We start from the raw sequence: 12,599 nt of genomic DNA, 5'->3' as shown, positions 1-12,599 counted from the left end.
AACCAGCGTCACCATAAGGCTCAAGGCTCCAACCCAATCCCCCGCAAAATCACGCTTGTCACCGTCTGAATCGCCTTCTCGAACTGCATATCCGACAACGGCTGGTGCTCATTCAGGATCTTCACCTGATGATCAAAGTCGGCATAGTGCTGGGTCGAGGCCCAGATCATGTACAGCAGGCTCGACGGCTCCACCGGCAGGATGCGCTTGTCTTCCACCCACTGGCGAATTTTCGCTTCCTTCATCTTGGCCCAGTCGTACAGGCTTTCATCCAATGCTTCACCGAGGGTCGGCGCGCCATGGATGATTTCATTGGCCCAGACTTTCGAACCATAGGGCCGGGTACGCGAGCGTTGCATCTTGGCGCGGATGTAACTGCTGAGCACCACCCGTGGGTCATCGAAGGTCTCGAAACTCAAGGCGTCCTGCTTCCACACTTCCAGCAGGTCGAACAGCACGGCGCTGTACAGCTCGCTCTTGGTGGTGAAGTAGTAATGCAGGTTGGAGCGCGGCAGTTGCACTTCTTCGGCGATATCCGCCATGGCGGTACTGCCATAGCCTTTCTCGGCGAAGATTTTCTCCGCCGCCAGCAGGATTTTTTCGACGTTGACCCGACGAATTCCGATCTTGTGATTGCCCATAAGGGCTCCCTGACAACAACTTGGCTTAAAGACTACCATCGGCTCTAGATCGCGGCGACAGGCCATAATGAAACTTCTGACGCGAACCTTTCCCCTGGAAATGGGATTGGTTAGGATCGCGGTCCCCATGAAGGATCATTGCAATGACTATTCGTCCTCGCGTGGCCACCGACGACCCCGTGCTGGGCGCACTCTGGGAGCGTTCGGTGCGGGCCACCCATGATTTCCTCCCCGAGGATGACATTCAACGCCTGCTGCCCCTGGTGCGCGATGCCTACCTGCCCATGCCCGCGCTGGAGGTGTGGGTGTATGAAGACCAGAACGGCATCGCCGGTTTTATCGGCACCGGCGGGCACAACGTGGAAATGCTGTTCATCGAGCCCGACCGCCGCGGCCAAAGCATTGGCCGCCAGTTGCTGGACCACGTCCGCGCCCGTCACGACACCCTCACGGTGGACGTGAACGAACAAAACCCCCAGGCCGTTGGGTTCTACCTGCATTATGGTTTTATCCAGGTCGCGCGCTCGCCGCTGGATGGCGAAGGCAAGCCCTTTCCCTTGCTGCACATGGCTCTACCGACTCCCTGACCTCGAAGGTATTGAACAATGTTGATCAAGAAAAGCCTCACCACCATCGCCCTGCTCGCCTCCCTGCTGGGCGCCTCCGCTGCATTTGCCCACGCGCACCTCAAGAGCGCTGAACCGGCAGCCGACAGCAGCGTCGCCGCGCCCAAGGACCTGCGCCTGACCTTCAGCGAAGGCGTCGAGGCCACCTTCACCAAGGTGTCCCTAAGCAAGGACGGCACCGAAGTGGCGATCAAGGGGCTGGAAACACCGGATGCCGACAAGAAAGTCCTGGTCGTCACCCCGGCCGCCCCCTTGGCCGCCGGCAACTATAAAGTGGTGTGGAACGCGGTCTCGGTCGATACCCACAAGAGCAACGGTGAATACAGCTTCAAGGTCGGCCAATAACCCATGGCAACGCTGCTGGTGCTGTGCCGTTTCCTGCATTTCATCGTCGTGCTGCTGATGTTCGGGGCCTGTGCATTCAGGCCCTGGCTGTTGGGCGCTGAAGCGCAACCGGCGCTGGACCGGCAACTTGAGCGCATCACCCGTGGGTTGGCCTGGCTGGGATTGTTCTCTGGCGTGGCCTGGCTGCTGCTGATTACCGCCAGCATGGCGGGCAGTTGGGACGCGGCGCTGCAACCGGCCACCGTGCAGTTGGTGTTGGGCAAGACCTTCTTTGGCCAGGTGTGGGTGTGGCACCTGTTGCTGAACCTCTTGCTGGTAATCGTGCTGGCCAAACCCTGGCGGGCATTACGCTTGCCGGTCATCGCGCTGCTGCTGGCAACCTTGGCGCCGGTCGGGCATGGCGCCATGCTCAATGGGCTCAGCGGCCAATTGCTGATCCTCAATCAAGTGGTGCACCTGGTGTGCGTCGGTGCCTGGCTCGGCGGCTTGCTGTTGCTGGTGTTGATCCTCAGGCAATCGCCAGCCCTGGCGCTGGAGCCGATCCTGCGGCGGTTCAGCGGTGTGGGGTATGGCCTGGTCGCCGGTTTGCTGGTGACTGGTTTGATCAATGTGCGTGTACTGACCGGGCAACTATGGCCCACGCCGCTGTTCAACGGGTTCGCGCTGATTCTGTTGGTTAAAGTATTTCTGGTGCTGGGCATGCTGGCGTTGGCGCTGCTGAACCGCCTGCGCATCGAGCACTGCGAACAACGCCTGGGCAGTTTGAAATCCAGTGTGATGCTGGAGTGGCTGCTGGGTGTTGCAGCGGTGGCCGCCGTTTCCCTTCTTGGCACCTTGCCTCCCATGGTGATGGCGGCCTGAGTAACTTCCCGCCTCCGCCCGAGCAAGTCATCGTATAACTTCTGCTTGACAGCTCTTGAAAACCTCGCAAATATCCCACTCAATGTTGTACGACAACGTATAACAAATAATAAAAACAACAAAAGAAAGGGAGCTTCACTGTGAGTTCACTCGCCCGCAATTCCTCCGTTCGTCTGGGTTTTATCGGTCTCGGCAGCCTGGCCTTCACCCTGCCACTCGCCGCTTCGGCCGAAGGCTTCATCGACGATGCCAAGGCCACGCTCAACCTGCGCAACGCCTATTTCAACCGCAACTTCACCAACCCGACCAACCCCCAGGGCAAGGCCGAAGAGTGGACGCAGAACTTCATTCTCGACGCCAAGTCCGGCTACACCACCGGCACGGTGGGTTTCGGCATTGATGTGCTGGGCCTGTATTCGCAAAAGTTGGATGGCGGTAAAGGCACCGGCGGTACGCAGTTGCTGCCGATCCACAGCGACGGCCGTCCGGCGGACAACTTCGGACGCCTGGGCGTGGCACTGAAAACCAAATTATCCAAGACTGAATTGAAGGTCGGTGAATGGATGCCGGTGCTGCCGATCCTGCGCTCCGACGACGGCCGCTCGCTGCCCCAGACGTTCCGTGGCGGCCAGGTCACGTCCAATGAAATCGCCGGCCTGACGCTCTACGGCGGGCAGTTTCGCGGTAACAGCCCGCGTAATGACGCGAGCATGGAAGACATGTTCATGAACGGCAAAGCCGCCTTCACCTCCGACCGCTTCAACTTCGGCGGCGGCGAATACAGCTTCAACGACAAACGTACCCAAGTCGGCGTGTGGTACGCCGAACTCACCGACATCTACCAGCAGCAATATTTCAACCTGACCCACAGCCAGCCCGTGGGCGACTGGACCCTGGGCGCCAACCTCGGCTTCTTCACCGGTAAGGAAGACGGCAGCGCCCTGGCCGGCGACCTCGACAACAAGACCGCCTTCGCCCTGCTCTCGGCCAAATACAACGGCAACACCTTCTATGTGGGTTTGCAGAAACTCACCGGCGACAGCGTGTGGATGCGCGTCAACGGCACCAGCGGCGGCACCCTGGCCAACGACAGCTACAACGCCAGCTACGATAACGCCAAGGAAAAGTCCTGGCAGGTGCGCCATGACTTCAACTTTGTGGTGCTCGGCATTCCAGGGCTGACCATGATGAACCGCTATATCAGCGGCAGTAACGTGCACACCGGGGCGATCACCGATGGCAAGGAATGGGGCCGCGAGTCGGAGCTGGCTTACACGGTGCAGAGCGGTGCGCTGAAGGATCTGAATGTGCGCTGGCGCAATTCGACCATGCGTCGGGATTTCAGCAACAACGAGTTTGATGAAAATCGCTTATTCATCAGTTACCCAATCTCACTGTTGTAACCAGCTCCCACAATTGTATTTTGGCATCAGCAAGAACGTTGACAACCTAGGGAATCCCTAACGATACTTCGGCAAAGTCATACGACAACCTACAACAACAATGGAACCCTCATGACCACCACCACAACCACGCCCGTTCCATTCAATCGCCTGCTGCTCACTGGCGCGGCTGGCGGCCTGGGTAAAGTCTTGCGAGAACGCCTGCGCCCTTATGCCCAGGTACTGCGGCTGTCGGACATCGCCAATATGGCCCCGGCCGCCGACCCGTGCGAAGAAGTGCAACCCTGCGACCTCGCCGACAAACAGGCCGTGCACCACTTGGTAGAAGGCGTCGACGCCATTCTGCACTTCGGCGGCGTCTCGGTGGAGCGCTCGTTCGAAGAAGTGCTCGGCGCAAACATCAGCGGCATTTTCCATATCTATGAAGCCGCGCGCCGCCACGGTGTGAAGCGCGTGATTTTCGCCAGTTCCAACCACGTGATCGGCTTCTACAAGCAAGGTGAAACCCTCGACGCCCACTCCCCTCGCCGCCCGGACAGCTACTACGGACTGTCCAAATCCTACGGCGAAGACATGGCCAGTTTCTACTTTGATCGCTACGGCATCGAGACCGTCAGCATCCGTATCGGCTCGTCGTTCCCGGAACCGCAGAACCGCCGCATGATGCACACCTGGCTGAGCTTCGACGACCTGACTCAGTTGCTCGAGCGCGCGCTGTACACCCCCAACGTCGGCCACACCGTGGTCTATGGCATGTCGGATAACCTCGACACCTGGTGGGACAACCGCTACGCCGCCCACCTGGGCTTTGCGCCCAAGGACAACTCCGAAGTGTTCCGCGCCCAGGTCGAAACCCAGCCACCCGTGGCCGCCGATGACCCGGCCAAGGTCTATCAGGGCGGGGCATTCTGCGCTGCCGGCCCTTTCGGGGACTGACCATGACCGCTGAATTGATCGTCGATGCCCGCAATGCCGTAGGCGAATGCCCGGTGTGGGTGCCCGAGGAAAACGCCTTGTACTGGGTGGATATCCCCAAGGGCGGCCTGCAACGCTGGAGCGCCGCCAGCGGCCACGTGGCTGCGTGGACCGCTCCGCAGATGCTTGCCTGCATCGCCCGCACCGAGGCGGGCAACTGGGTCGCCGGCATGGAAACCGGGTTCTTCCAGCTTACCCCGCACAACGACGGCAGCCTGGACACCACGCCGCTGGCGGCTGTTGAGCACCCCCGCCAGGACATGCGCCTGAACGACGGCCGCTGTGATCGCCAGGGCCGTTTCTGGGCCGGCAGCATGGTGCTGGACATGGGCTTGAACGCGGCAGAAGGCACCCTGTATCGCTACGCATCCGGTGCGCCGCCCCATGCTCAGCTGGACGGTTTCATCACCTTGAACGGCCTGGCGTTCAGCCCCGATGGCCGCACGATGTATGCCTCCGATTCCCATCCGCTGGTGCAGCAAATCTGGGCCTTCGACTACGACATCGACACCGGCACGCCGTCCAACCGCCGCGTGTTCGTGGACATGCACAAGCACCTCGGCCGCCCCGACGGCGCCGCCGTGGATGCCGATGGCTGCTACTGGATCTGTGCCAACGACGCCGGGTTGATCCATCGCTTCACCCCGGACGGTCGCCTCGACCGTTCCCTCACGGTACCGGTGAAAAAACCCACCATGTGCGCCTTTGGCGGCAGTCGCCTGGACACCCTGTTCGTCACCTCAATCCGCGATGACCAGAGTCAACAGTCACTGTCCGGCGGCGTGTTCGCCCTCAACCCCGGCGTTGTCGGATTGCCGGAGCCCACCTTTACCCTCTAGCTGCATCGCTGTGCCTTGAATACAACAATAACAAGACAGGAATGAAACCCCATGGACTTCAAACGCACCTTGCTCGCCGCTGCATTCGTCACCCTCAGCAGCGCCGCCCACGCGCTGGAAATCAAATTCGCCGACATCCACCCCGCCGGCTACCCCACCGTTGTGGCCGAAGAGAACATGGGCAAGGCCCTGACCAAAGAAAGCAACGGCGAGCTGACCTTCAAGTACTTCCCCGGCGGTGTCCTCGGCTCAGAGAAAGAAGTGGTCGAACAGGCGCAAGTCGGTGCCATCCAGATGACCCGCGTCAGCCTGGGGATCGTCGGCCCGGTGGTGCCGGACGTGAACGTGTTCAACCTGCCGTTCGTGTTCCGCGACCAGGCGCATATGCGCAAAGTCATTGACGGCGAGATCGGCGACGAGATCCTCGCCAAGATCACCAATTCCGAATTCGGCCTGGTCGCCCTGGCCTGGATGGATGGCGGTACGCGCAACCTCTACACCAAGAAGCCGGTACGCAAGATCGAAGACCTCAAGGGCATGAAAATCCGCGTACAAGGCAACCCCTTGTTCATCGAAGCCTTCAATGAAATGGGGGCCAACGGCATCGCCATGGACACCGGAGAGATCTTTAGTGCCCTCCAGACCGGCGTCATCGACGGCGCGGAAAACAACCCGCCAACCCTGTTGGAACACAACCATTTCCAGAACGCCAAGTACTACACCCTCACCGAACACCTGATTTTGCCCGAGCCCATCGTGATGTCGAAAATCACCTGGAACAAACTCACCCCCGCGCAACAAGACATGGTGAAAAAAGCCGCCAAGGCCGCCCAGGCTGACGAGCGCGTGTTATGGGACGCCAAGTCCGCCAGCAGTGAAACCAAACTCAAGGCCGCAGGCGTCGAGTTCATCACTGTCGACAAAAAACCCTTCTATGACGCCACCGCGCCGGTTCGCGCCAAGTACGGTGCGGCCTACGCCGACATCATCCAGCGTATCGACGCCGTTCAGTAACGCCCTCCTTCCCTAGCAAGGCCCGGCGCGGTCGGCATCGACGCGCCCGGTTACGGTGAACGCCATGAAGAATTTAATGCTGCGCATCAACGACCGTATCTACATGACCTGCATCTGGGTCGCCGGCCTCTCGGTACTGGGGGTCGCGCTGATCATCCCCTGGGGCATCTTCGCCCGCTATGTCCTCGGCACCGGTTCGAGTTGGCCGGAGCCCACCGCCATTCTGCTGATGCTGGTGTTCACCTTTATCGGCGCGGCCGCCAGTTACCGCGCTGGCGCGCATATGTCGGTGGCCATGGTCACCGACCGCCTGCCGCCCCGCCAACGCCAGATCATCGGTGTCGTCTCGCAGTTGCTGATGGGCACCATCTGCCTGTTCATGACGATCTGGGGCACCAAGCTGTGCCTGTCCACCTGGAACCAGTTCATGAGTGCCATCCCCACCCTGCGCGTCGGTATCACTTATATGCCGATCCCGATTGGCGGGCTGCTGACCCTGATTTTTGTGCTGGAAAAACTCTTGCTCGGTGACCAGAGCAACCGTCGGGTCGTGCGCTTCGACCTGGTTGAAGAAAGCGAAGGGGCTGCCTGATATGGACGCATTGATTCTGTTGGGCAGCTTTATCGCCTTGATCCTGATCGGCATGCCTGTGGCGTACGCCCTGGGGTTGTCGGCACTGATCGGCGCGTGGTGGATCGACATCCCGTTCCAGGCCCTGATGATCCAGGTGGCCGGTGGGGTGAACAAGTTTTCGCTGATGGCTATTCCGTTCTTTGTGCTGGCCGGCGCGATCATGGCCGAAGGCGGCATGTCACGGCGGCTGGTGGCGTTTGCCGGGGTGCTGGTGGGTTTCGTGCGCGGCGGCCTGTCGTTGGTGAATATCATGGCCTCGACGTTTTTCGGCGCAATCTCCGGTTCGTCGGTGGCGGACACGGCCTCGGTCGGCTCGGTGCTCATCCCGGAAATGGAACGCCGTGGCTACCCGCGTGAGTTCGCCACGGCGGTGACCGTCAGTGGTTCGGTGCAGGCACTGCTGACCCCGCCCAGCCATAACTCGGTGCTCTACTCCCTGGCGGCCGGTGGTACGGTGTCGATTGCCTCGCTGTTCATGGCCGGCGTGGTACCGGGCTTGTTGATGAGCGCGTGCCTGATGGTGTTGTGCCTGATCTTCGCGAAAAAGCGCAATTACCCCAAGGGTGAAGTCATCCCACTCAAGCAGGCGCTGAAAATCTGCGCCGATGCGCTCTGGGGCCTGATGGCCATGGTGATCATCCTGGGCGGCATCCTCTCGGGGATTTTCACCGCCACCGAATCCGCCGCGATTGCCGTGTTGTGGGCGTTCTTCGTGACCATGTTCATCTACCGCGACTACAAATGGAGCGAGCTGCCCAAGCTGATGCATCGCACGGTGCGCACCATTTCCATCGTGATGATCCTGATCGCCTTCGCTGCCAGCTTCGGCTACATCATGACCCTGATGCAGATCCCGGCGAAGATCACCACGATGTTCCTGACCCTGTCGGACAACCGCTATGTGATCCTGATGTGCATCAACGCCATGCTGCTGTTGCTCGGCACGGTGATGGACATGGCGCCGCTGATCTTGATCCTCACGCCGATCCTGCTGCCGGTGGTACTGGGTATCGGCGTCGACCCGGTGCACTTCGGCATGATCATGCTGGTCAACCTCGGGATCGGCCTGATCACGCCGCCCGTGGGTGCGGTGCTGTTCGTGGGGGCGGCGGTGGGCAAGGTCAGCATCGAGAAAACCGTAAAGGCGCTGCTGCCGTTCTATGGCGTGCTGTTCCTGGTACTGATGGCCGTGACCTACATTCCGGCGCTGTCGTTGTGGCTGCCAAGCGTGGTGCTCTGATGCTGATTGAACTGCAAGACAACCTGACCCAACTCACCCTCGCGCCAGCCACGGGAGGCAGCATTGTCAACTGGACGGTGCGCGCAACCGGCCAGCCGTTGTTGCGGCCCAGCGATGCCCACGCGATCAGCACCGGGTTGCCAGGCAAGCTGGGCTGCTATCCCTTGGCGCCCTGGTCCAACCGGATTGCCGAAGGGGGTTTCGACAACCCCGACGGTTGGCTGGCGCTGGCGCCCAATAGCTTGACCGACCCGCTGCCGATTCACGGCTCTGCCTGGCAACAGGCGTGGCAGGTGGTCAGCCAAGCGACGGATGAAGTGGTCCTGGAAATGGCGTGCGACACACCGTTCGCCTATCGCGCCGAGCAGCGGTTTCGCCTGGAAAACGGTGAGCTGAGCATCACGTTGCGGGTGACCCACCTGGCGGACAGACCCGCGTGGCACGGGCTGGGATTGCATCCCTATCTGCCGCGCACAGCGGGTACACGGTTGCAGGCCAAGGCGTCGCAGGTATGGATGAGCGACGCCTCCAAGCTGCCAACGGAGCTGGCGCCGGTGCCCACCGCTTGGGATTTCCAGCAGTTGAAAAGCCTGCCTGAAGGCCTGGTCGACAACGGTTTTTGCGACTGGGACGGCCATTGCCTGATCGAGCAGCCAGAGCTGGGCCACACGCTGGAATGCCAGGCCACGGGGAGTGATTACTTCCTGCTGTACTGCCCGCCGGGGCTAGGGTTCTTTTGTATCGAGCCGGTGAGTCATCCGGTGAATGCCCATCATCTGCCAGGGCGGCCTGGGCTGAAGCTGTTGGAGCAAGGCCAGTCAGTAGAGCTGGCCTTTACCCTCAACTATCAGCCCCTCTCAGGGCGGGCTGTTCTTTAATCGCCCCGCCGTATCAATACTGACCACCACCGACAACCCAGGCCGCAACCGCTCGCTCTCAGCCTGGTCCGGGTCCACCATGATCCGCACCGGCACGCGCTGGGCGATCTTGACGAAATTGCCGGTGGCATTGTCCGCCTGCAACAGGCTGAACTCCGAGCCGGTGGCCGGGGAAATATGCTGCACCGTGCCATGGAATTTGCGGTGGTTCAGTGCATCCACCGTGAAGGTCACCGGCTGACCGACCTGCACGTTGTCCATCTGGGTTTCCTTCATGTTGGCGATGACCCACAACTGCGGCGGCACCAGCGCCATCAACTGCGCGCCGGAGTTGACGTAGGCCCCGAGCCGCACGCCAATCTGCCCGAGCTGACCATCGCGGGGCGCCGTGATGCGGGTGTTGGACAGGTCGATACGCGCCAACTCCACCGCCGCCTCGGCACTGGCCACGGCCGCTTCCAGGGAGCCACGGTTGACGATCACCGTCTGCAGGTCTTGGCGGGCGATTTCCAGGCTGGCCTGGGCTTGCGCCACCGCGGCAACCGTCTGCGCGTTGGCCGCGCGGGTCACGTCCAGCTCGCGCTTGGACACCGAGCCGTCGCTGATCAGCTCTTCATTGCGGCGCAAATCGGCGGTGCTCTTGCGTGCCTGCGCCTGGCTGTCCACCAAGGCGGCCTGACGCAGCTTGATGGTTGCTTCGGCGCTGTTGCGCTGTTGCACCACATTCGCCAACGACGCCTTCTGCACCGCCAGTTGGGCCAATGCCTGGTCCAGGCGCTGCTTGTAGATGCGATCGTCGAGGCGCACCAGCAGGTCGCCGGCCTTCACGTGCTGGAAGTCCTGCACCGGCACTTCGAACACATAACCGCCGAGCTGCGGCCCGATGATCGTGACCTGCCCGCGCACCAGCGCGTTCTCGGTGGTTTCCACCGCGCTGCTGAACGGCGGCAATTGCCAGGCGTACAGCACAATCAGCACGCCGACGATAGCAATCGCGGCAAAGCCCAGGGACGAGATGATCCGCACCCGCAACGGGCGCAGCTCGGTGGGCACCGCGCCGGGTGGCGTGCTGCCTTCCGGGGTGGACGCGATGGCGGTAGTGGTGGTGGTTGAAGGTTCGGTCATGAAGGTGCGCCGCTGGGTTGAACGGGAGTGGCTGCTGCTCGGGTGGTGCTCATCAGCCACAGACTGCGGATAAAGATCCAGATCATGGTGAGTATCGCGATGATCGCGATCAACATGAAGACATCGTTGTAGGCCATCACGTTCGCCTCACGGGTCGCCGCCGTGGCCAGGCTGCGAATGCCCATCAGGTTGCGCAGCTCGGGGTCGGCGACAATGCCGCCGTAGGCCGAGCCGCCGCTCTGCACCCGCGCGGCCACACGCGGGTCGAGCAGGGTCAGGTGTTCGACGATCATGCTGGAGTGGTATTTCTCGCGCACGATCTGGAACGTGCCCAGCAACGCCGCGCCAATCAGGCCGCCGAGGTTCTGGCAAATCCCGAACATCACCGAAAAACTCACCAAGTTACGAGGGTTGGCCAGCACGTTCTTGGTGCCCAACACCATGGTTGGGCCGAGGAAGAACGTGCCGCCGAAGCCTAGCAGGAACTGGCTGATGTACAGGTTCTGTGGGCGGGTGAGGTTGCTGGAAAAACTGTCCATCACCGAGCCGGTGGCCATCAGCGCCAGGGAAATCACCAACGGCATCAACAGGTGCGCCGGGTTGATGGTCAACGCACTGACCACCAGCCCGGCAATCGCCCCGGCGAGCATCACCACGTACAGGGTGTGCATCTGCTGGTAGCTCATGTTCAACATCTGCATGAACCCCACCGCGCCGGTGGACTGCTCCGACAGCACCATGCGAATCAGGATCACCGCCAACGCCAGGCGAATCATCACGCCACTGCCCAGCCAACGGGTCATCAACATCGGGTTGGCGCGGTTATGCTCGATGGCCAGGCCGGCCATGATCAGCACCAGGGAACAGGCCGAGGCAATCCCGATCCAGGGCGCTTCCAGCCACCAGTCGATGCGGCCCAGGGACAACACCGCGCAGAGCAAGGCGACGCCGGTGGCGAGGATGGCGAAGGTGAGGAAGTCGAGTTTTTCAAAGGTTTTGAAGCGGTCGCCAGGCGGAAGTTTGAGCAGGAACACGCAACCCAGGCAGATCAACGCCATGCCCAGCTCGAACAGGTACAGGCCGCGCCACTCGGCGATTTGCAGCAAGTCTTCGGAAAACAGGCGTGCCAAGGGTAAAGCCAGTTGCGCGGTGCCCAAGCCCAGTACCAGCGCCTTCAAGCGCCACTTGGCCGGGAACGCCTGGATCATGTAGTACAAGCCCAGCGAACTCAGCGCCGCGCCGACCATGCCATGGGCTGCGCGCACGGCGATGGCTGAGCTGAGGTCGTTGACGAACAAGTGGCCGAAGGTGACCAGCGCGTACAGCACCAGGAACACTTCGGTGAAGGCGCGCAGGCCGAACTGTTGGCGGAACTTCACCAGCAGCAGGTTCATGCAGACGTTGGTCATGACATAGGCGGCGGGCAGCCAGGCCATTTCGGCGGTGGTCGCGCCGAGGGCGCCTTGCAGGTATTGCAGGTTGGCGATGACCAACGCATTACCCAGGCCCCCGGTGATTGCCACCAGCACGCCGACCATTGCGAACAGCCAACGCTTGTGCGTGGGGTGCAGCGGGGTAGACGGTGAACCTGGGAGGCTTGGGCGCTCGTGGGGTTCCCAGGTGTGGGGGGTGTATTTGTTCATTCCGTGACCTAGATGAGCCGACCCGGGGGAGCCGGTGAAAGCATACTCAGAGAGTAGTAAACCTGAGGGGAGTTCATCTTGTCATGTGGGGGGTGTACATATCCGTTGCTGCGGTCACGGCCGCTTATGGTTCCGCTCTTACAGCGGCTCACTTTTGGAAAGGCCGGAATGCCGGCCCAGCCAAAAGTAAGCAAAAGGCCTTCGCCCCAACACTCGGTACCTCGCCTAGGCTCGGTATGCCCGTAATCCGACAGCGATTTGGGGGGCCGCCTAAGATCAAAATCAAAAACAAAGCCAGAGCCAGAGCCGATTGATATCTACCTGATGTAGGAGATCAAAACTGTGGGAGCGGGCTTGCTCGCGAAAGCGGTGGAT

At 61.2% G+C, this 12,599-nt stretch carries 13 protein-coding genes; 10 read left to right on the top strand and 3 right to left on the bottom strand.

Features of this window, described 5'->3' with window-relative positions:
* Positions 1-20: 20 nt before the first annotated feature.
* A complete protein-coding gene (locus H096_RS24980; protein ID WP_010209389.1) occupies positions 21-641 on the bottom strand; it encodes a TetR/AcrR family transcriptional regulator in 621 nt (206 codons plus the stop codon).
* 143 nt (positions 642-784) lie between these two features.
* Here H096_RS24980 and H096_RS24975 point away from each other — a divergent pair, with 143 nt between their 5' ends.
* From H096_RS24975 to H096_RS24930, 10 genes are all read left to right on the top strand, one after another.
* Positions 785-1,228 (top strand): GNAT family N-acetyltransferase, encoded by a 444-nt coding sequence (locus H096_RS24975; protein ID WP_033902014.1) that lies wholly within the window; start codon positions 785-787, stop codon positions 1,226-1,228.
* Positions 1,229-1,246: 18 nt separating this feature from the next.
* Positions 1,247-1,612 (top strand): copper homeostasis periplasmic binding protein CopC, encoded by a 366-nt coding sequence (gene copC, locus H096_RS24970; RefSeq protein ID WP_033902013.1) that lies wholly within the window; start codon positions 1,247-1,249, stop codon positions 1,610-1,612.
* Positions 1,613-1,615: 3 nt separating this feature from the next.
* Positions 1,616-2,473 (top strand): copper homeostasis membrane protein CopD, encoded by an 858-nt coding sequence (gene copD / locus H096_RS24965; protein ID WP_033902012.1) that lies wholly within the window; start codon positions 1,616-1,618, stop codon positions 2,471-2,473.
* 140 nt (positions 2,474-2,613) lie between these two features.
* Positions 2,614-3,876: an OprD family porin gene (locus tag H096_RS24960; RefSeq protein WP_033902010.1), complete on the top strand. Its 1,263-nt coding sequence runs from the start codon at positions 2,614-2,616 to the stop codon at positions 3,874-3,876.
* A 111-nt stretch (positions 3,877-3,987) separates the two neighbouring features.
* Complete coding sequence (locus H096_RS24955; protein WP_033902009.1) at positions 3,988-4,812, top strand: NAD(P)-dependent oxidoreductase; 825 nt, start codon at positions 3,988-3,990, stop codon at positions 4,810-4,812.
* A gap of 2 nt (positions 4,813-4,814) precedes the next feature.
* Positions 4,815-5,690 carry an SMP-30/gluconolactonase/LRE family protein gene (locus tag H096_RS24950; protein ID WP_033902008.1) on the top strand — a complete coding sequence of 292 codons (876 nt, stop codon included), beginning with the start codon at positions 4,815-4,817 and terminating at the stop codon, positions 5,688-5,690.
* A gap of 51 nt (positions 5,691-5,741) precedes the next feature.
* A complete protein-coding gene (locus tag H096_RS24945) occupies positions 5,742-6,704 on the top strand; it encodes a TRAP transporter substrate-binding protein (RefSeq protein WP_033902007.1) in 963 nt (320 codons plus the stop codon).
* 64 nt (positions 6,705-6,768) lie between these two features.
* Positions 6,769-7,296: a TRAP transporter small permease gene (locus H096_RS24940; RefSeq protein ID WP_033902006.1), complete on the top strand. Its 528-nt coding sequence runs from the start codon at positions 6,769-6,771 to the stop codon at positions 7,294-7,296.
* A gap of 1 nt (position 7,297) precedes the next feature.
* Entirely contained in the window at positions 7,298-8,578 is a 1,281-nt protein-coding gene (locus H096_RS24935) for a TRAP transporter large permease (protein ID WP_033902005.1), read from the top strand.
* Positions 8,579-8,580: 2 nt separating this feature from the next.
* On the top strand, positions 8,581-9,456 hold the full coding sequence (locus H096_RS24930; protein ID WP_033902126.1) for an aldose 1-epimerase: 876 nt from the start codon (positions 8,581-8,583) through the stop codon (positions 9,454-9,456).
* Here H096_RS24930 and H096_RS24925 read toward each other — a convergent pair.
* Together H096_RS24925 and H096_RS24920 are read right to left on the bottom strand one after the other, a co-directional pair.
* Positions 9,436-10,581: an HlyD family secretion protein gene (locus tag H096_RS24925; RefSeq protein WP_033902004.1), complete on the bottom strand. Its 1,146-nt coding sequence runs from the start codon at positions 10,579-10,581 to the stop codon at positions 9,436-9,438. The genes H096_RS24930 and H096_RS24925 overlap by 21 nt on opposite strands.
* Entirely contained in the window at positions 10,578-12,224 is a 1,647-nt protein-coding gene (locus H096_RS24920) for an MFS transporter (RefSeq protein WP_033902003.1), read from the bottom strand. The genes H096_RS24925 and H096_RS24920 overlap by 4 nt, the downstream gene beginning before the upstream one ends.
* Positions 12,225-12,599: the final 375 nt, after the last annotated feature.

It is taken from the genome of Pseudomonas sp. FH1 (assembly GCF_000510895.2).
Lineage (GTDB): Bacteria > Pseudomonadota > Gammaproteobacteria > Pseudomonadales > Pseudomonadaceae > Aquipseudomonas > Aquipseudomonas azotoformans_A.
This window is presented reverse-complemented; position numbering and strand designations above follow the sequence as displayed.